Origin of the sequence: Paenibacillus vietnamensis (assembly GCF_020169515.1) — a bacterium.
In the GTDB taxonomy this organism is placed as follows: Bacteria; Bacillota; Bacilli; order Paenibacillales; family Paenibacillaceae; genus Pristimantibacillus; species Pristimantibacillus vietnamensis.
On sequence record NZ_JAHMHW010000025.1, the window covers coordinates 1 to 19,299 of the forward strand.

The following is a 19,299-nucleotide window of genomic DNA, read 5'->3' on the forward strand; positions in this document are numbered from 1 at the left end:
CATCCGGTGCGGAATGGACGTCGCCAAGCACGGGAAGCCTGTCGCAGTTATGCGGAAGGTTTTTTGTTGTTATTTTCCAAAAATAGGTCGACTTATCATATCAAATTGAAATCTCAAAACATATAAATATAGTAAAAACTGCCTGAGGCGATAAATGCCATGGATCAGCACTTGCTAGGTGAATCTAGGTGTAATGCTAAATTCAAGAGAAAGGGGGAAGTGAAATGTTGCTTATGATGGCGATTGTTATGGCTGCAGGGGTGTTAATATACTTCCTGCTTAGTCCTTCTAGGAAGGAAACAGAGCAGCTGGTACAAATTGCACATAACGCCGCAGACAGCGAACAGCAAATGGAGTCGGACAGGACGGTCGCCTCAGAAATCAAGACTTCGTACGAGTAAACAGATATAGCCTGACGGTAACTGCGGAGGGAGCGATTACAGATGTATGGGCCGGCTGTCACAGCAATGACGTTACTCACTTTTTTGATAACGACTGTGCTTGTATTATGGCGTCCAAAGAAGATTAACGAAGCGATACCGGCGGCGGGAGGGGCCGTCATGATTATGCTTATCGGCAGCGTTTCATACGCCGACCTTGCTGTCATTACAACGACAGTAAGCGGAGCGGCGATTACAATCGTATCGACTATCGTAATGGCTCTTGTGCTGGAGAGCATCGGATTTTTTTATTGGGCGGCTGAAGGGCTTGCTGCAAGGGCAAGAGGCTCAGGCATCAAGCTGTTCTGGTATGTGAATCTCCTTTGTTTTCTTATGACCTTATTTTTCAACAATGACGGAAGTATATTAATTACAACCCCTATTCTGCTCCTTTTGCTTCATAAGATGGGCCTAAGAAACAATCAAAAGCTGCCCTATCTGTTATCAGGCGTGTTAGTTGCAACGGCTTCAAGCGCTCCGATCGGCGTGAGCAACATCGTAAATCTGATTTCGCTAAAAATCGTAGACATGAGCTTATACCAGTATTCTTTAATGATGCTCATCCCCGCTGCGCTCGGTTTAGTGCTGCTTACCCTTCTGGTTTATGTTTGTGTTCATAAGGATTTGCCGCGCAGGCTGCCCACCGTTCTTCATTACAAATACAACAACTTTCAATTTCGCCAAAATCATCCCATGCAGCCCCCGAGCCCGGGCCCCGAAGGACAGGATACGTATAAACCGAAGCTTATCCGCAATGTTTTGATCTTTGTATTTGCCATCCGAATCAGTTTATTTATCGCCTCCTATTTCGGCATACCGATCGAATGGATAGCAATGGCCGGATCACTTATCCTGCTGGCATGGAGATGGATTTATTTCAAAAAGCCGCCATCCGACATGCTTCGAAAAACGCCCTGGCATATTTTTGTGTTCGCATACGGGATGTATATCGTTATATACGGCTTGCACAATATTGGACTGACAGACCGGGTGGTGGAGCTCTTTCGTCCGCTTGTATCGGGGAGTCTGCTGCATGCGAGCCTTCTTATGGGCGGTTTGACGTCGGCAATGTCCGCTTTATTTAACAATCATCCGGCGTTAATGGTCGGGACATTGGCCTTAACCGAGATGGGTCTGGATCCTTTGACTTTAAAAATCGCCTATCTGGCAAACGTAATCGGAAGCGATATAGGTTCTCTGCTCCTGCCTATCGGGACATTGGCCACCTTAATTTGGTTTCATATTCTGAAGCAGCATAATATCAAAGTGAATTGGATGCATTATATCCGGTTGACGCTCATCGTCATCCCGCCTGCTTTGCTTTTTACGCTTGTCATATTGTATGTATGGGTTTATTGGCTGTTTTAGGGGAATGCCAGCTGCTTTTGTCGCAATTCGCCCAACGTTCAGCCCTGCTGCCGAAAGGAGGAGGGAGGGACGTTTTTTGTCAAAATATAAGAAACGAGCTGTTGCCGCAAAGGACGGCACAGAACCGAGCTGCGAAAAGATACAGCTAACGGTTCATGCGCAGCGACAGCCGTTTACGCTAGTTACATAATATAAGAAGCCATGTATAAATGCCCGGAAAGCACAGCAAGCTAATAAAAATGATTTGCGCCGAAGCACTTGACCTTTTTCCAAAATTGCATATAATAAAATCAAAGTCAAAGAAAGTCAAAGTCAATTATCTGAATATTCGGCTTATAAAGAAAGCCGGTAACAGCTTGGATGACATAAGGCATCTTTGATTTTATTGTTTCAAACTTGGTTGTACGGGTTATTTTTCAGGGAGGTTGGTGGTTTGCGAAACATTTCCGATCTCATCGAACAGTATTTGAAGCACATGCTCCAAGACAGCCCTGAGGGCGCAGTCGAAATTCAGCGGAACGATCTGGCTGACAAATTTTCTTGCGTACCGTCGCAAATCAACTATGTAATCAGCACCCGCTTTACGTTGGAGAAGGGCTACATGGTGGAAAGCAAACGCGGCGGCGGCGGGTATATTCGCATCCAGCGGATCGACCTGCCGGCACTGAAGACGATTCAGCATCATATTGAAGAGACTATAGGCGAGTGTGTCGAGCAAGGTGCGGCGGAAGGGCTTATTTATCAGTTGGAGGAAGCGAGGCTGATTTCAAAGCGGGAGGCGAACCTGCTCCGCGCTGCGGTAAACAGGGAGACGATCACGCTGAAGCTGCCGCTGAGGGATGAGATTCGGGCCAAATTGCTTCGGGCTATGCTCATCTCGTTGCTGGTAAAATAACGGCAAACCGTGTATACCGGGAGGAGGGATCAGGCTTGTATTGCCAAGAGTGCGGCAAGAAGCCGGCCACGCTTCATTTTACGAAAATCATTAACGGTGAAAAAACCGAATTCCATATTTGCGAGGGCTGCGCTCGCGAGAAAGGCGAAGGAATTCCCGGCACGCCAAACAGTTTTTCCATTCACAGTTTATTGTCGGGTCTTCTTGATTTCGAGCAGCTAGGCGCTCCTGGTATGGGCAGCATGCAGCAGCAGCCGCTTCGATGCGAGGAATGCGGATTAACGTATGCACAATTCAGCAAAATCGGACGTTTTGGCTGCAGCAACTGCTATCAGGCGTTTTCCGAGAAACTGGATCCGCTGCTCAAGCGGGTGCACAGCGGCACGGTCCACAGCGGCAAAATTCCGAAACGGTCCGGCAATCAAATCAGGTGCAGAAAGGAAATCGAACAGTTAAGGCGCGATTTGCAAACCAGAATCGAGCATGAAGAGTTCGAAAGCGCGGCCCAGCTTCGCGATCAGATTCGGGAGCTCGAACGTAAAATGGCCGATCTGTAAATACCTGAAGCCGGAATGGAAGGAGTGAACGATTGTCTTGTCTAGCCATCGATTCTCACAGCATGCGCTAAGCGAATGGATGAAGAATGAAGGTCCAGAGGCCGAAATCGTCATCAGCAGCCGAGTCCGAATCGCCCGTAATTTAAGCCATCACCCGTTCCCGCTGCTTGCTACGAACCAGCAGGCGAAGGACGTAATGGAACAGTTGACGAACGTAAGCCAGTCGGGGAGATTGGCGGCGTTAGGCTCCTTTGAGACGATTACGCTGTCTGATTTGACAGAGCTCGAGAAACGGGTGCTTGTCGAAAAGCATTTGATAAGTCCAAATTTAGCGAATGAATCGCGCTGCGGGGCTGTCATTTTAAGCGATGACGAGTCGGTCAGCATCATGATTAACGAGGAAGACCATTTGCGCATCCAATGTTTATATCCGGGATTTCAAATCCAGGAGGCATGGACGTTGGCCAGCGGAATTGACGATATTTTTGAAGAAGCAGCCGATTATGCGTTCGATGAGAAACGCGGTTATTTAACGACTTGTCCGACAAACGTTGGTACCGGAATCCGGGCATCGGTCATGATGCATTTGCCGGCGCTTGTGCTGACGAATCAAATTAACCGCATTTTATCCGCCGTCACGCAGGTAGGCTTGGCCGTAAGAGGGTTGTACGGCGAAGGAAGCGAAGCGCTTGGAAATTTATTTCAGGTGTCGAACCAGATTACGCTCGGCCAATCCGAAGATGAGATCATCGATAATTTGTACGGTGTAGCAAGGCAAATTATCGAGCACGAGAAAGCGGCCCGCAGCAGGCTGCTGCAGGAGTCGAAGCTGCGCATCGAGGACCGCGTGAAACGTTCCTATGGCATTTTATGCCACGCGATGATTATGGATTCCAAGGAATCGGCTCAGCGGCTGTCCGATGTAAGACTCGGTACCGATCTCGGCATTTTGCAAGACGTAACACCGCAAATGTTGAATGAACTGCTCGTGATGACTCAGCCCGGCTTTTTGCAGCAGGCCTTCAACGAGAAGATGAGTCCCGAGCAGAGGGATTACAGGAGAGCAGAATTAATACGCAAGCAATTGCGCGGAGAAACCGATCATGGGGGTGCAAGAATATGATGTTTGGACGATTTACAGAACGGGCACAAAAGGTGCTTGCATTGGCGCAGGAGGAAGCGGTTCGGCTCGGACATAACAATATCGGCACGGAGCATATTTTGCTGGGGCTTATCCGCGAAGGGGAAGGGATTGCAGCAAAAGCTCTGATCGGCCTGGGACTTGGTCTCGAGAAGATTCAGGATGAGGTGGAGGCGCTGATCGGCCGCGGTCAGGAGCAGCCTAACAATATCGCGTATACGCCGCGTGCGAAGAAGGTCATCGAGCTGTCGATGGATGAAGCGAGAAAGCTCGGCCATACTTACGTCGGCACGGAGCATATTTTGCTGGGCCTCATTCGCGAAGGGGAAGGCGTTGCGGCACGTGTCTTGAACAATCTGGGCATCAGCCTCAACAAAGCGCGCCAGCAAGTGCTTCAGCTGCTGGGCAGCAGCGAGGCGGTATCGAGCAACCACGGCTCGCAGGCTAATGTCAGCACGCCTACGCTGGACGGCTTGGCCAGGGATTTGACGGCATATGCGAAGGAAGGCAATCTGGATCCGGTTATCGGCCGCAGCAAGGAAATCGAGCGCGTAATTCAAGTGCTCAGCCGCCGGACCAAAAATAACCCGGTATTGATCGGGGAACCGGGCGTCGGTAAAACGGCGATTGCCGAAGGTCTTGCCCAAAAAATTATCGAAAACGAAATTCCGGAAACGCTGCGCGATAAACGCGTCATGACGCTCGATATGGGCTCTGTCGTTGCCGGCACGAAATACCGCGGCGAGTTCGAGGACCGACTGAAAAAGATTATGGACGAGATTCGCCAAGCCGGAAATATCATTTTGTTCATTGACGAGCTTCATACGCTGATCGGTGCAGGCGGAGCGGAAGGCGCGATCGACGCTTCGAATATTTTGAAGCCGGCGCTGGCTCGCGGCGAGCTGCAGTGCATCGGGGCGACGACGCTTGACGAGTACCGCAAATATATCGAGAAGGATGCCGCATTGGAGCGCCGCTTCCAGCCGATTACGGTCGACCAGCCGTCGCCTGAAGAAGCGATCCAAATTTTGTACGGCCTGCGCGACCGTTACGAAGCCCATCACCGGGTGAAAATTACGGACGATGCCATCGTGCAAGCGGTGAAGCTGTCCGACCGTTATATTACCGACCGGTTCCTGCCGGACAAAGCGATCGATCTGATCGACGAGGCGGGCTCGAAGGTTCGTTTGAATTCTTACACGATTCCGCCGAACTTAAAACAGCTGGAAAACCGTCTGGAGGATATCCGCAAGGAAAAAGACGCGGCGGTTCAAAGCCAGGAATTCGAGAAGGCGGCGGCGCTTCGCGACACCGAGCAAAAAATTCGCGAAGAGCTCGACGTGACGAAAAACCAATGGAAAGAAAAACAAGGACGCACCGATTCGGAGGTTACTCCGGAGGATATTGCACAAGTGGTGGCAAGCTGGACGGGTATTCCGGTCAGCAAGCTGGCCGAAGAAGAAACGGAACGGCTGCTCAATATGGAGTCCATCCTGCATGACCGCGTAATCGGTCAAAGCGATGCGGTGAAGTCGGTATCCAGAGCGATCCGCCGCGCGCGTGCCGGCCTGAAGGATCCGAAGCGTCCGATCGGCTCGTTTATCTTCCTTGGCCCCACGGGCGTAGGTAAAACGGAGCTTGCAAGAGCGCTTGCGGAAGCAATGTTCGGCGACGAAAATGCGGTCATCCGCATCGACATGTCGGAGTACATGGAGAAGCATTCGACCTCCCGTCTCGTCGGGGCGCCTCCGGGCTATGTCGGTTACGAGGAAGGCGGCCAGCTGACGGAAAAGGTTCGCCGCAAACCATATTCGGTTGTTCTGCTCGATGAAATCGAGAAGGCGCATCCGGAAGTATTCAATATTTTGCTGCAGGTGCTGGAGGACGGCCGCTTGACCGATTCCAAAGGCCGCGTCGTAGACTTCCGCAATACGCTGATCATCATGACATCCAACGTCGGCGCCGATCAAATCAAGCGCAATTCCTCGCTCGGCTTTACGGCTGTGCAGGATGCGGGCAGAGATTTCGCGCAAATGAAGGATAAAGTGATGGCCGAGCTGAAGAAAAGCTTCCGTCCGGAGTTCCTGAACCGGATCGATGAAACGATCGTCTTCCATTCGCTCGGCGAGGAGCATATCGCTCAAATCGTTACGCTGATGTCCGAAGAGCTTCGCAAGCGTCTGCGCGAGCAGGAAGTAGATTTTATCCTCACGGATGCAGCGAAAAGCTTCCTGGCCAAAGAAGGCTTCGACCCGGCTTACGGAGCGCGTCCATTGCGCCGCGCGATCCAGAAGCATATCGAGGACCGCATTTCCGAGGAGCTGCTCATGGGCAACATCCAGAAGGGAGACTCCTTCACGATCGACGAGAAGGAAGGCGAACTGACGGTAACAAAGAAGGATAAGGAGCCGGCTTCCGAGGAACCGGCAACGCAATCCTGATAGTTTAAAGAGGTCGGGCAGGGCAGAAGTCCTGCCTGGCCTTTTTTTTCAGGGTAAGGCTGATATGAAGAGCGGGAGGAATCGGGATGATCGTCGTTACGAATACGATTAAAGTGAAGAAGGGTCACGGGGAGACGGTGGCGCAGCGTTTTCAAAGCTCCAAGGGGATCGAGCAGTCGCCGGGCTTCGTGCGCATGGAGGTGCTGTTCACGGAAAATCTGGAGGAGCATGACGAGCTGAAGGTCAGCACGACATGGACGGATAAAGCCTCCTTCGAGGGCTGGGTGAACAGTGATTCCTTCAGGCAAGCACATGCGCACCGGGGCGGTCAGGCAAGCGGCACAGCGGACGGGAAGCCACAGGAAAGCGTCATGCTGGGATCCCAGCTTTCGACTCACCGCGTGCTGGTGTCGCGGCAAGCCGTCGAGTAATACTAAGATATACAAAGTAATACCGGTGAGGGTGAACCAGAACAGGCATTACATTTATCCACAACAACAAGCAGCCAGCTGTATCCGGAAGGAACGCATGGCTGTTTTTATTTTATAAAGTTTCCGGAGGAAGATGTGCATGCGTTGTTGACAATGTTGATATAATGTTGATAAGTCTGTGGATAATCTCTGTGGAGATCGATATATACATGTGGATAACATTTTTGCATTTATGAGTTGCTTGGGGAATAGGAACAGCGGCAACCGAATCTACATTGTGCTTTATCGGGCGGGCATTAAATGGTAAAATTGAATGGACTGTCAAATTTAAAAAAACGCATGGGAGCACGGAATGGCTAAAATAAAAACGAAATTCGTGTGCACCGAATGCGGCACCGAATCAGCGAAATGGCTCGGGAAATGCCCGGGCTGCCACGCATGGAACTCGATGGTGGAAGAGAAGGAAACGGTCGTGAAGACGAAGGGCGTCGGTCTCTCATCTTTTCATGCGAAAGAAAAGCCGATGTCCATCATACATATAGAAAGCGGGCAGGAGCCGCGGATTGAAACAAGAATGCTGGAGCTTAACCGGGTGCTGGGCGGAGGCGTCGTGCCTGGCTCGCTCATTCTGGTTGGGGGTGATCCCGGTATCGGCAAGTCGACGCTGCTGCTGCAGACCTCGCATGCATTGGCGGTTAAGGGACTGAGGGTGCTGTACATCTCCGGCGAGGAATCCGTCCGGCAAACGAGACTGCGTGCGGATCGGCTCGGCGCGCTTACGGAATCCCTCTATGTATTATGCGAGACCAATATGGAGCAAATTAACGAGGCGATCGAATCGGTGCAGCCGGACTTTCTCGTCATCGATTCCATTCAGACGGTGTACGACCCGAACGTACAGTCGGCGCCGGGAAGCGTATCCCAGGTCCGCGAATGTACGGCCCACTTCATGCGGGTAGCCAAGATTAAGGGGATTGCGACGGTGCTTGTCGGTCACGTTACGAAGGAAGGCGCGATCGCCGGACCGAGGCTGCTCGAGCATATGGTGGACTGCGTGCTTTATTTCGAAGGCGAGCGGCATCATACGTACCGGATATTGCGGGCGGTCAAGAATCGCTTCGGATCGACCAACGAGATCGGCATATTCGAAATGGGAGAGGACGGACTTCGCGAGGTATCCAATCCGTCCGAGCTGTTTCTGTCCGAGCGGCCGCTTGGCGTAGCCGGCTCGACGGTTGTGGCCAGCATGGAGGGAACGAGACCGGTTCTCGTTGAGCTTCAGGCGCTGGTCGCGACGACGAACTTTCCGTCTCCGAGAAGGATGTCCACCGGCATGGATCATCACCGCATGGCGCTGATCATCGCGGTGCTGGAGAAGCGTAACGGAATGTTTCTTCAGACGCAGGACGCCTATTTGAACGTAGCAGGCGGGGTAAAGCTGGATGAGCCTGCCGTCGATTTGGCGGCTGCTGTCAGCCTGGCTTCGAGCTTTCGGGATGCGCCGACGAAGCCGTACGACGTCATTTTCGGAGAGGTAGGCCTGACCGGCGAGGTGCGTGCCGTCTCGCGGGCGGAGCAGCGGGTCAAGGAAGCGGAGAAGCTTGGCTTCAAGCGGGTCATTATGCCGGAGAAAAGCTTAAAGGGCTGGAAACCGCCCGAGGGTATTGAAATTATTGGCGTCAGCACAGTGGCGGAAGCACTTAAGGCAGCGCTTGGATAAGGGGGCAGATGATGAAGGAACCTACGCAGCTTGAAATTATGAACCAGTTGTTGCAGCTAGTCGCGCCAGGCACCCCTTTTCGCGAAGGGCTGGAGAACGTGCTTCGCGCCAAAACGGGAGCTCTGATCGTAGTGGGATACAGCCCGGAGGTCATGGAGGTCGTGGACGGCGGCTTTTCCATTAACTGCGATTTTTCGCCGAACTATTTGTATGAGCTGGCGAAGATGGACGGCGCAATCATTATGAGCGAGGATATGCGCCGGATATTGTACGCGAATACGCAGCTGATTCCAAACAGCTCCATCCCGTCCATCGAGACGGGAATCAGACACCGGACGGCGGAACGCGTGGCGAAGCAAACGGGGAAGCTGGTCGTTTCGATCTCGCAGCGCCGGAATATCATAACGCTCTACCAAGGCAACCTGAGGTACTCGCTTAAGGACATGGGCGTCATCCTGACCAAAGCCAATCAGGCGATTCAGACGCTGGAGAAATATAAGGCGGTGCTCAGCCAGTCCTTCACCAATTTGTCCGCGCTCGAATTCGAAGAGCTGGTCACGCTGCAGGAAGTGGCGCATGTGATCCAGCGCGTCGAAATGGTGCTGCGCATCAAGATGGAAATCAAGCGCTACGTGAACGAGCTGGGCACGGAAGGCCGTCTTATCAGCATGCAAATGGAGGAGCTGGTTGGCGGAGTCGAAGAGGATGCCTGGTACTTACTTAAGGACTATGCAAAAGACAACTCGGATGAGAAAATCAGGGAGATCCGGGCGGGTCTAAAGAAGCTCGGCTCCGACGAGCTGCTCGATGCCCCTCCGATCATCCGTTTGATCGGATATTCACATACGAACAATATGAACGAGGAATCGGTTTCCCCGCGCGGCTACAGGCTGCTTAACAAGATTCCAAGACTGCCGCTCATCATTATGAATAACCTGATTGAGCGCTTCGGAAGACTGCCGCATATTCTGATGGCAACGATCGAGGAGCTGGACGAGGTTGACGGTATAGGCGAGGTTAGGGCGAGAGCGATTAAGGAAGGCCTCAAGCGCATCCAGGAGCAGATGTTCATTGACAGGCAAATCTAAATCCCATACAATGGATGGAATGTAGTCATGCGGCAATTTGATACATTCGTTAAGGGTTTTGGGGCATAGTAGAGAAGAGGTGGAATAGATGATCACAAAATCGATACCGAGCCTTCTCACGGTGGGGAACCTGTTCCTTGGGGTAATCGCCATCATTCTAGTTTTTAACGAAAAGCCGGATACGGCCGCGATGATGGTGTTAATCGCGATGCTGCTGGACGGCGTAGACGGACGCGTTGCTCGGGCGCTGAACGTTCAAAGTGAATTCGGCAAAGAGCTGGACTCGTTATCCGATGTTATTTCGTTTGGCGTTGCGCCGGCTTTTATCATGTATGTGGTCGCTTTCCAAGAGCTGAATCCGGCTTTCGCCTGGATCGTAACGGCATTGTTTCCGATTTGCGGGGCTTTGCGGCTTGCCCGCTTTAACGTCATTACAAGCGCGCCGGGTTATTTCATCGGCCTTCCCATCCCCGCGGCGGGCGGTGTGCTGGCTACGCTGGCTTTGTTCAAAGACGATATTGACGTAACGGTGCTTCTGGCCAGCACCTTTGCGCTCTCGATCCTGATGGTCAGCACGATCAAGTATCCCAATTTCAAGAAGGTCGGCATTCCGAAGAGTGCCGTATGGGTCGTGCCGATTGTCATTATAGTGGCAGTTGTGCTAGGTCTGATGTTTAAAAACGAACTCTCCAAAATCTTGTTCGTACCCCTGCTGCTCTATGCGCTGTACGGATTAAAAAAAAACGTTGACCGCCGGCTGAAGAAGAGAAACCGCAAGCGCGGCGGCCGGACGGATCAAGCCGAGGAACCGGTTCAATCGGAGAAGCCGGCTTAATAACGAAGAAGCCCCATATCGCGACCTTCCGCGATTGGGGCTTCTTTTTTGTGTTGATTCGCGGGAAAGAGCTGCTTCTCCGCAGACTACGTTAAATTAAACAAACCAAGCGTCGAGCATTTCTTGTACTCTTCGGCAATGACGTCGTCGAGCTTTATGTCCAGCTGATTACACAATGCAGTCATGTAGAACAGGTTGCGGCCAAGCTCCGACTTCAGAACGTCCCGGCAATGCTCGCATACGGCACCGGAAATATGGCTTTGAAGCGTTTCCTTCGCACCCTCCAGATTGAGCTCATCCGAGTATTCCTGCTTGCGGGCATTTAATTCAATGCAGCCGCAGTCCGTGACGGCCTTGGTAACCGCGCGGTTGACTGAAGCGCCTGATTGGCCGAATTTGGACATGACATCCAGCAAGCTTCGGTGCCTGAGCAGCAATTCCGATACCTGCATCTGAAATTGATTCAACGTAGGAGCACTCATCGGTTCCACCTCTTTCATCAACCTCGTATGATGTAATCTCAATTCCCATTATAAGCCTCCGGCGCACCGTTTTCAAAATAGATTTATTAGAAAATATAAATGTTTGCATTTGATGCCTCCCCCACGGTTAACTTGGCCAATATTGGAACATAATTGTAGTGGAGGTGAACCATAATGGTTAGACGAATAATACAATTGATAGGCATGTTGTTCGGCGGTATGGCCGGCGGTGAAGTATACGGATGGATGAATGGTGCGGCCGTATGGTCGGGCTCGTCGTTCGGAATGCTGCAGAAGTCGGGCACTTATTACATGAATGTAGCCGTTGGCGCGGTTTTTGGGGTAGTCGCAGCTTCGATGTTTGCAGGCAAGGTTATCCGACTTATGCAGGAAGGCGCGGAGAAAACGGCGGTTGTGCCGCTGAGGCAGCTGTTCTCAGGGGCGGCCGGATTGCTTGCAGGCCTGCTGCTTGCCGTATTGCTCTATCCGGCCGTGTCCGGTCTGGGAAGCTTAGGAAGCTTGATCCCGGCCGTTATGATGCTCTGTTTCGGTTATTTGGGCATGCGAATCGGGCTGCAAAAGCAGGAGGAACTTGCAAGCGGCTTTGTTGCGCTGATGGAGTCTCGCCGGAGCGCGCCGGCGGCGGAGGAAACTCGCGGCTACGAAGAGCATAAAATTTTGGATACCAGCGTTATTATCGATGGACGGATCGCGGATATTTGCAAAACAGGCTTTATCGAAGGGACGCTTGTCATTCCGGAATTCGTGCTGGAGGAGCTGCAGCATATCGCCGATTCCTCGGATTTGCTCAAACGGAACCGGGGCCGCAGGGGGCTTGATATCCTGAATAAAATTCAAAAAGAGCTGGACGTGAAGGTGCTGATTTACGAAGGCGACTTCGAGGAAATCGGCGAGGTCGACAGCAAGCTGGTGAAGCTGGCCAAGGCGCTGCACGGCAAGGTTGTCACCAACGATTTCAACCTTAATAAAGTATGCGAGCTCCAAGGCGTATCGGTGCTTAATATCAATGATTTGGCCAATGCGGTTAAGCCGGTTGTCCTGCCGGGAGAAGAAATTATTGTTCAAGTGATAAAAGACGGCAAAGAGCATGGCCAAGGGGTTGCCTATTTGGATGACGGCACGATGATCGTCGTAGAAGGCGGCCGCGAGTATATCGGCACGACGATGGAGGTTCTGGTAACGAGCGTACTGCAGACCTCGGCGGGCCGCATGATATTCGCGAAGCCCAAGCTGTTGGAAAAAGCGCTGTAACAAGGTATGATAGAGCTATTGTATCTAACAGCGTGAGGCAGGTTGAAGGCATGAAAGCAAAATGGGGAGTCGTTATCGTCGCGGCCGGACGCGGCACGCGGATGGGAACGAAGGAAAGCAAGCAGTATTTGCGTCTTGGGGACAAGCCGATCCTCGTTCATACGCTGGAGCTGTTCCAGTCAATGGATACGGTGAAGGAAATCGTTCTTGTAACCGGAAGCGGGGATCTGGACCGATGCGGCGAATGGGTGCGGCAATACGGGCTGACAAAGGTGTCTTCCGTCGTTGCCGGCGGCAAGGAGCGTCAGGATTCCGTGCTTTGCGGACTAAAAGCCTTATCGGCAGAATGGGTTATGGTGCATGACGGCGTACGTCCGCTCGTTACGGCGGATGCGGTGCGCGTCTGCTGCGAGAGGGCCGAGCAGAGCGGCGCAGCCGTGCTGGCCGTTCCGGTCAAGGATACGATTAAGCAAGTGAACGAAGCGGGCGTCATCCAATCGACACCGGACCGCCGAAGCTTGTGGGCGATACAAACGCCGCAGGCTTTTCGGCGTGCCTTGCTGCTGGAGGCGCTTGAGCGCGCCCTGGCGGAAGGATTCATGGGAACAGACGACGCGATGGCGGTTGAACGCCTTGGCGTTCCCGTTACCGTAGCGGAAGGCGAATACACGAATATTAAAATTACAACGCCCGAAGACTTGCCGTGGGCGGAATTTTTGCTCGCGCAGCGACGGGCCGGCTCGGGAGAAGGAAAGGAGGAGCACGAATGATTCGGGTAGGACAAGGGTTTGATGTGCATCAATTGGTGGAGGGCCGTCCTTGCATTATTGGAGGCGTGACGATCCCTTATGAGAAAGGGCTGCTGGGGCATTCCGATGCGGACGTTCTGCTGCATGCGGTCTCGGATGCGATTCTCGGAGCTCTGGGGCTTGGGGATATCGGCAAACATTTTCCGGATACGGATGCGGCCTTTAAGGACGCGGACAGCCTGAAGCTGCTGGAGCAGGTGTGGAAGCTTGCGCGGGAGCGGGGCTATAAGCTGGGTAACGCGGATTCGACGATTATCGCCCAGCGTCCGAAGATGCTGCCGTATATTCCGCAAATGGCGGAAATTATCGCGAAGGCGCTGGAGGCGGACGTGTCGCAGGTTAACGTGAAGGCGACGACGACGGAGCAGCTCGGTTTTGCCGGCAGGGGAGAAGGGATCGCGGCACAATCGGTTGTTTGCCTGATTAAGGATGTGCTATGATCGGGATTATATTATGGGCAGCGAAGCCGGATGCGGCTCGCGGCATTTTACAGGAGGCAGGTTGAGATGACGGCAGAGGTGCGCGTACGCTATGCCCCGTCGCCGACGGGACATTTACATATCGGCAACGCAAGAACGGCCTTATTCAATTATTTGTATGCAAGAAACCGCGGCGGTAAATTCATTATCCGGATCGAGGATACGGACGTGAAGCGCAACGTGGCCGGCGGCGAGGAGAGCCAGCTGAAATATTTGAAATGGCTGGGTATCGACTGGGACGAGAGCATTGATATCGGCGGAGGCTACGGCCCTTACCGCCAGACGGAGCGTCTGGACATTTACAACAAATACTGGCAGGAGCTGCTTGACCGCGGACTCGCCTACCGCTGCTATTGCAGTGAAGAAGAGCTGGAGCAGGAGCGCGAGGAGCAGATGGCGCGCGGCGAAACGCCACGCTATTCGGGGCGCCACCGTAACTTGAACGAGGAGCAGCGTCAGGCATACGAAGCTGAAGGACGTATTCCGAGCATCCGCTTCCGTGTGCCTGAGAACCGTACCTATTCCTTCGACGATATGGTCAAAGGCTCGATCAGCTTTGATACTTCGGAAATGGGCGATTTCGTTATCGTGAAGAAGGATGGCATTCCGACGTACAACTTCGCTGTCGCACTCGACGACCATTTGATGAAAATCAGCCATGTGCTGCGCGGGGAAGACCATATTTCGAACACGCCGCGCCAGCTGATGATCTATGAAGCGTTCGGCTGGGAGCCGCCGCGTTTCGGGCATATGACTTTGATCGTGAACGAGCAGCGCAAAAAGCTCAGCAAGCGCGACGAATCGATTATTCAGTTCATTTCGCAGTACGACGAGCTCGGTTATTTGCCGGAGGCGATGTTCAATTTTATCTCGCTGCTTGGCTGGTCGCCGGAAGGGGAGCAGGAGATCTTTACTAGCGATGAGCTTGTGCAGGTGTTCAATGCCGACCGTTTAAGCAAAAGCCCTGCCGTATTCGATACGCAGAAGCTGAGCTGGATGAACAACGAATATTTGAAAAAAGCGGATCTCGCAAGGCTCGTCGACCTGTGTATCCCGCATCTGCAAAAAGCGGGCCGCGCATCCGGGGAGCTCGGCGCGGAAGAACGCGCATGGGTAACGGATCTCGTTGCGCTCCATCAGGATAAGCTGCGCTATGCCGCAGAAATCGTTCCGATGACGGAGCTGTTCTTCCGCGAAACGGCGGAGGATGAGGAAGAAGCGGCCGCCGTTCTGGCGGAGGAGCAGGTGCCGGTCGTGCTGCAGGCGTTTCTGGAGCTTATCGAAGCGGGAGAATCGGCTTTTGACGTGAACGGCATTAAAGAGATGATCAAGTCGGTTCAGAAATCGACGGGCTTCAAAGGCAAGCAGCTGTTTATGCCGATTCGCGCCGCGCTAACCGGACAGACGCACGGACCCGACTTGAACCAGTCGATCGCGCTGCTGGGCAAGCAAAAGGTGACGGACCGCCTGCGCGGGCGTTTGGCCGCAAGGCAGTAATAGGCGGATGACGCAGCAGTCTCCGTGCCGGGCAAGTGACATAACACTTGTCACCTTTTTAGGTATTCGGTATACTATGACTATTAAATCCATGAATTGATCGGCCATGAACAGGAGAAGTACGTTTACTTGCGGATTCGCAGAGAGGACAACCGTCATTCGAATCGTAGCCGCCGCGCATGCGGCGAGAGGGCTTGGAATGGGGCTGCAAGTTGTCTGGTTCGCGTAAGCGGAATATGCACCTGGGAGCTTTGTTCCGAGCTGCTCCTGCGGAATCGGTACGTTGACCATGATACGGCGGAAGAGCCGGATGAATCGTGATCGCGGACGGATGGGCAGGACAGGGTAGGCGGCAACGTTGCGTTCGCGTTAAGGACGAAGGAGAAGAACATCCGCTATGGCATTTGACCGGCGGTTTGTTCAAGCAGAGTGGAACCGCGGTATGAGACGCCTCTGCAGCATTTGATGCTGCAGAGGCTTTTTTTGATTTAACAGAGCGCTTGGTAAAGGAGTCTTGACTATGTTTCGCCATTTTCGATCGGATATTCAAGCTGTTTTTGAGAACGATCCGGCTGCGCGCAGTCGCTTCGAGGTTGTTTTCACGTATTCCGGCCTACACGCCATATGGGCCCACCGAATCGCCCATCCGCTGTACCGCAGGGGCTGGTTCACGCTTGCCCGTATCATTTCGCAGGTGAGCCGTTTTATGACAGGCATCGAAATCCATCCGGGCGCCCGCATCGGGGAGCGGTTGTTCATTGACCACGGGATGGGCGTCGTTATTGGGGAGACCTGCGAAATCGGCGACGATGTCGTGATCTATCAGGGAGTTACCTTGGGCGGTACCGGCAAGGAGAAAGGGAAACGTCATCCGACAATTGGGAATAATGTAGTTATAGGCTCCGGAGCCAAGGTGCTCGGGTCGTTCAGCGTAGGCGACTACTCGAATATCGGGTCCAACGCTGTTGTGCTGCGCGAGGTGCCGATGAACTGCACCGTCGTAGGCAATCCGGGGCGCGTCGTGAAACGGGACGGACAGCGTGTGGGCGATCGGCTTGACCATACGCAGCTGCCGGATCCGGTGATCGAAATGTTTCGGTCGATGCAGAAGGAAATTGACGATTTGAGGACCGAGCTGGGAAAGCTGCGGGAGCCTGTGGCTGGAGGAGATCTGAGAAAATGACATTAACGATTTACAATACGCTATCGCGATCCAAAGAGGCGTTCGAGCCGCTTGAAGCGGGCAAGGTGAAAATGTACGTATGCGGTCCGACCGTGTATGACTATATTCATATCGGAAATGCGCGTCCGGTTATCTTTTTCGATGTGGTCCGCCGTTATTTGGAAGATCAGGGCAACGACGTTCAATACGTCGTTAACTTTACGGACGTCGACGACAAGCTGATCCGAAAGGCGGAGCAGCTCGGTACGACCGTGCCGGAGGTGGCGGAAACCTACATTTCTGCGTTCTATAACGACCTGGAATCGCTCGGCGTGCGCAAAGCGACGCTGAACCCGCGCGTAACGGATCATATTCCGCAGATTATTTCGTTTATTCAGGAGCTGATCGACAAAGGCTATGCCTATGAAAGCGAAGGCGACGTTTATTTCCGGACGTCGAACTTTGCCGATTACGGAAAGCTTTCGCATCAGAACATTGAAGAGCTTCAGTTCGGCATCCGCATTGAGGTCGGCGACCGCAAGGAGAACCAGCAGGATTTTGTGCTCTGGAAGGGCGCGAAGCCCGGAGAAATCAAGTGGGAAAGTCCGTTCGGCGACGGCCGTCCGGGCTGGCATATCGAGTGCTCGGCGATGGCCCGCGCCTATTTGGGGGATACGCTGGACATTCACGGCGGCGGCCATGATTTGCAGTTCCCGCATCACGAATGCGAAGTGGCTCAATCCGAGGCGCTGACCGGCAAGCCGCTTGCGAATTATTGGATGCATAACGGGTATATCCATATTAATAATGAAAAAATGTCGAAATCGCTCGGAAACGGTATTACCGTGAACGAGCTGGTGAAGCGGGTGAAGCCTCACGCGGTCCGTTACTTTATGCTGGCGACGCATTACCGCAGCCCGCTTAATTTTAGCGACGATACGATCGCTCAGGCGGAGAACAGCGTGGAGCGCATCGCGAATTGTGCGGCCAATCTGAAGCACCGTTTAACGGCGGCAGACGGCGGTACCGCAGCGGCCGATGATACCGCAAAAGGCTTGCAGCTCTCCGGAGACGCTCAACTGGACGCCAGGCTGAAGGATATTAACGATCAGTTCGATGCAAAAATGAGCGATGATTTCAGCACGCCAGATGCCATCACCGCCGTATTCGAGCTGGTGACGGAGGCTAACCAGTATATGAACCGGCCGGACGCCTCCGCCGAGGGCCTTCGTGCGCTGCAGGCGCTGTTGACCCGCATGGATGCGGTGCTCGGGCTGCTTCCGGTGGAACAGGAAGGCGCCGATCTGCTGGACGCGGACATCGAGCAGCTGATCGTCGAGCGCACGGAAGCGCGGAAGGCCAAAAACTGGGCGAGAGCGGATGAAATCAGGGATCTGCTGACGGAGAAAAATATCGTACTCGAGGATACCCCGCAAGGTATCCGTTGGCGCCGCAAATGAGCGGGAGCATCGGTTCCGGCAGCCTGCTGTTCCATCTCCCGGCCAAATCCCCGCAGCAGATGAATCCGGTCGTGCTGGCCTATATCGGGGATGCGGTGTTTGAGCTGCTCGTCAGGCAGTATCTCATCTCGCTTCCGAATCAAAAATCGCATCACCTGCACCGCGAAGCCACGAAGCTGGTCTCGGCCAAAGGACAGCGGGGCATACTGGAGCGCTGGCAGCCTCATTTGACGGAGGAGGAAGCGGATATTGTCCGCCGCGGCCGAAATTCGAAGTCCGGCGCTCCCCCGAAAAACGCGGATTACGCCGATTACCGCTTTGCGACGGCTCTGGAGAGCCTGATCGGCTATTTATATTACGAAGGACGCACGGAAAGACTGAACGAATTGATGTCGCTGGCGATTGCCGGGGAAGGGGCCGCAGGCAAAGGCCCCGCCGGCGCCGCGGATCAAGAGGAGGACAAGCCATGACAGTGGAAACGAACCAAGAGGAAATGATCGCCGGCAAGCACCCGGTGCTCGAAGCGCTCAAATCCGGACGTGAATTGAACAAAATATGGATCGCGGAGGGCTCCCAGAAGAGCTTGACGCAGCCGATCGTCGCGGAAGCGAAAAAGCAGGGCGTCGTCGTGCAATTTGTGGACAAGCGCAAGCTGGACGGGCTGGCTCCCGGCGTTACGCATCAAGGCGTAGTCGCTCAGGCGGCGGCATATGCCTACGTCGAGGTGGAGGAGCTTCTTGAGCGGGCCGCCAAGCTCGGACAGACACCGTTCCTGCTGCTGCTCGACGAAATCGAGGATCCGCACAATCTCGGTTCCATTCTCCGTACGGCTGAATGCACGGGGGTACACGGAGTCGTTATTCCGAAGCGCCGCTCGGCGGGCCTGACCGCCACTGTGCTCAAAACATCGGCCGGAGCAGCCGAGCATGTGCCGGTCGCCCGGGTGACGAACCTTGCGCAAACGATCGACAAGCTTAAAGAAGCAGGCGTATGGGTAGCGGGAACGGACGTTGGAGCCGCACAAAGTGTCTACTCCATGAAATTCGATATGCCTCTTGCCATCGTAATCGGCAATGAGAGCAAAGGCATGGGCAGGCTGATCAGGGAAAAATGCGATTTTCTGGTAAAGCTGCCGATGCTCGGCCAATTAAACTCGCTTAATGCATCCGTCGCGGCAGGCGTCCTGATGTATGAAGTCGTCCGGCAGCGGCTGGGTGTTTAG

General features: G+C 53.6%; 20 protein-coding genes. 19 read left to right on the top strand and 1 reads right to left on the bottom strand.

Going from position 1 to position 19,299, the window contains the following annotated elements; genetic code table 11:
* Positions 1 to 224: 224 nt before the first annotated feature.
* From KP806_RS25440 to pssA, 10 genes are all read left to right on the top strand, one after another.
* Entirely contained in the window at positions 225 to 401 is a 177-nt protein-coding gene (locus KP806_RS25440; protein WP_224726565.1) for a hypothetical protein, read from the top strand.
* A 42-nt stretch (positions 402 to 443) separates the two neighbouring features.
* On the top strand, positions 444 to 1,808 hold the full coding sequence (locus tag KP806_RS25445; RefSeq protein WP_224726566.1) for an arsenic transporter: 1,365 nt from the start codon (positions 444 to 446) through the stop codon (positions 1,806 to 1,808).
* Between the two features lie 433 nt (positions 1,809 to 2,241).
* Positions 2,242 to 2,703, top strand: a complete 462-nt coding sequence (locus KP806_RS25450) for a CtsR family transcriptional regulator (RefSeq protein WP_224726567.1) — start codon at positions 2,242 to 2,244, stop codon at positions 2,701 to 2,703.
* 35 nt (positions 2,704 to 2,738) lie between these two features.
* Positions 2,739 to 3,260 carry a UvrB/UvrC motif-containing protein gene (locus KP806_RS25455; protein WP_224726568.1) on the top strand — a complete coding sequence of 174 codons (522 nt, stop codon included), beginning with the start codon at positions 2,739 to 2,741 and terminating at the stop codon, positions 3,258 to 3,260.
* Between the two features lie 79 nt (positions 3,261 to 3,339).
* Positions 3,340 to 4,383, top strand: a complete 1,044-nt coding sequence (locus KP806_RS25460; protein ID WP_397376433.1) for a protein arginine kinase — start codon at positions 3,340 to 3,342, stop codon at positions 4,381 to 4,383.
* Positions 4,380 to 6,842 (top strand): ATP-dependent protease ATP-binding subunit ClpC, encoded by a 2,463-nt coding sequence (gene clpC / locus KP806_RS25465; protein ID WP_224726570.1) that lies wholly within the window; start codon positions 4,380 to 4,382, stop codon positions 6,840 to 6,842. Before KP806_RS25460 ends, clpC begins: the two co-directional genes overlap by 4 nt.
* A gap of 86 nt (positions 6,843 to 6,928) precedes the next feature.
* A complete protein-coding gene (locus KP806_RS25470; RefSeq protein WP_224726571.1) occupies positions 6,929 to 7,273 on the top strand; it encodes an antibiotic biosynthesis monooxygenase in 345 nt (114 codons plus the stop codon).
* 352 nt (positions 7,274 to 7,625) lie between these two features.
* Positions 7,626 to 8,993 carry a DNA repair protein RadA gene (gene radA / locus KP806_RS25475; protein ID WP_224726572.1) on the top strand — a complete coding sequence of 456 codons (1,368 nt, stop codon included), beginning with the start codon at positions 7,626 to 7,628 and terminating at the stop codon, positions 8,991 to 8,993.
* Positions 8,994 to 9,004: 11 nt separating this feature from the next.
* On the top strand, positions 9,005 to 10,081 hold the full coding sequence (gene disA / locus KP806_RS25480) for a DNA integrity scanning diadenylate cyclase DisA (protein WP_224726573.1): 1,077 nt from the start codon (positions 9,005 to 9,007) through the stop codon (positions 10,079 to 10,081).
* An 88-nt stretch (positions 10,082 to 10,169) separates the two neighbouring features.
* Complete coding sequence (gene pssA / locus KP806_RS25485; RefSeq protein ID WP_224726574.1) at positions 10,170 to 10,916, top strand: CDP-diacylglycerol--serine O-phosphatidyltransferase; 747 nt, start codon at positions 10,170 to 10,172, stop codon at positions 10,914 to 10,916.
* Between the two features lie 86 nt (positions 10,917 to 11,002).
* Here pssA and KP806_RS25490 read toward each other — a convergent pair whose 3' ends face one another.
* Positions 11,003 to 11,398: a nucleoside triphosphate pyrophosphohydrolase family protein gene (locus tag KP806_RS25490; protein WP_224726575.1), complete on the bottom strand. Its 396-nt coding sequence runs from the start codon at positions 11,396 to 11,398 to the stop codon at positions 11,003 to 11,005.
* Between the two features lie 174 nt (positions 11,399 to 11,572).
* On the opposite strand from KP806_RS25490, the gene KP806_RS25495 reads away from it, so the two are divergent.
* The 9 genes from KP806_RS25495 (at position 11,573) to rlmB (ending at position 19,299) form a co-directional block, all read left to right on the top strand.
* Positions 11,573 to 12,670: a PIN/TRAM domain-containing protein gene (locus KP806_RS25495; RefSeq protein ID WP_224726576.1), complete on the top strand. Its 1,098-nt coding sequence runs from the start codon at positions 11,573 to 11,575 to the stop codon at positions 12,668 to 12,670.
* A 50-nt stretch (positions 12,671 to 12,720) separates the two neighbouring features.
* Positions 12,721 to 13,440 carry a 2-C-methyl-D-erythritol 4-phosphate cytidylyltransferase gene (ispD, locus tag KP806_RS25500; protein WP_224726577.1) on the top strand — a complete coding sequence of 240 codons (720 nt, stop codon included), beginning with the start codon at positions 12,721 to 12,723 and terminating at the stop codon, positions 13,438 to 13,440.
* Positions 13,437 to 13,919 (top strand): 2-C-methyl-D-erythritol 2,4-cyclodiphosphate synthase, encoded by a 483-nt coding sequence (gene ispF, locus KP806_RS25505; protein ID WP_224726578.1) that lies wholly within the window; start codon positions 13,437 to 13,439, stop codon positions 13,917 to 13,919. Before ispD ends, ispF begins: the two co-directional genes overlap by 4 nt.
* Positions 13,920 to 13,985: 66 nt before the next feature.
* Entirely contained in the window at positions 13,986 to 15,455 is a 1,470-nt protein-coding gene (gene gltX, locus KP806_RS25510) for a glutamate--tRNA ligase (RefSeq protein ID WP_224726579.1), read from the top strand.
* Positions 15,456 to 15,561: 106 nt separating this feature from the next.
* Positions 15,562 to 15,684: a hypothetical protein gene (locus tag KP806_RS27715; protein WP_263575884.1), complete on the top strand. Its 123-nt coding sequence runs from the start codon at positions 15,562 to 15,564 to the stop codon at positions 15,682 to 15,684.
* A 291-nt stretch (positions 15,685 to 15,975) separates the two neighbouring features.
* On the top strand, positions 15,976 to 16,638 hold the full coding sequence (gene cysE / locus KP806_RS25515) for a serine O-acetyltransferase (RefSeq protein ID WP_224726580.1): 663 nt from the start codon (positions 15,976 to 15,978) through the stop codon (positions 16,636 to 16,638).
* On the top strand, positions 16,635 to 18,077 hold the full coding sequence (cysS, locus tag KP806_RS25520) for a cysteine--tRNA ligase (RefSeq protein WP_224726581.1): 1,443 nt from the start codon (positions 16,635 to 16,637) through the stop codon (positions 18,075 to 18,077). Before cysE ends, cysS begins: the two co-directional genes overlap by 4 nt.
* Complete coding sequence (locus tag KP806_RS25525) at positions 18,074 to 18,547, top strand: Mini-ribonuclease 3 (RefSeq protein ID WP_224726582.1); 474 nt, start codon at positions 18,074 to 18,076, stop codon at positions 18,545 to 18,547. The genes cysS and KP806_RS25525 overlap by 4 nt, the downstream gene beginning before the upstream one ends.
* Positions 18,544 to 19,299, top strand: a complete 756-nt coding sequence (gene rlmB, locus KP806_RS25530) for a 23S rRNA (guanosine(2251)-2'-O)-methyltransferase RlmB (RefSeq protein ID WP_224726583.1) — start codon at positions 18,544 to 18,546, stop codon at positions 19,297 to 19,299. The genes KP806_RS25525 and rlmB overlap by 4 nt, the downstream gene beginning before the upstream one ends.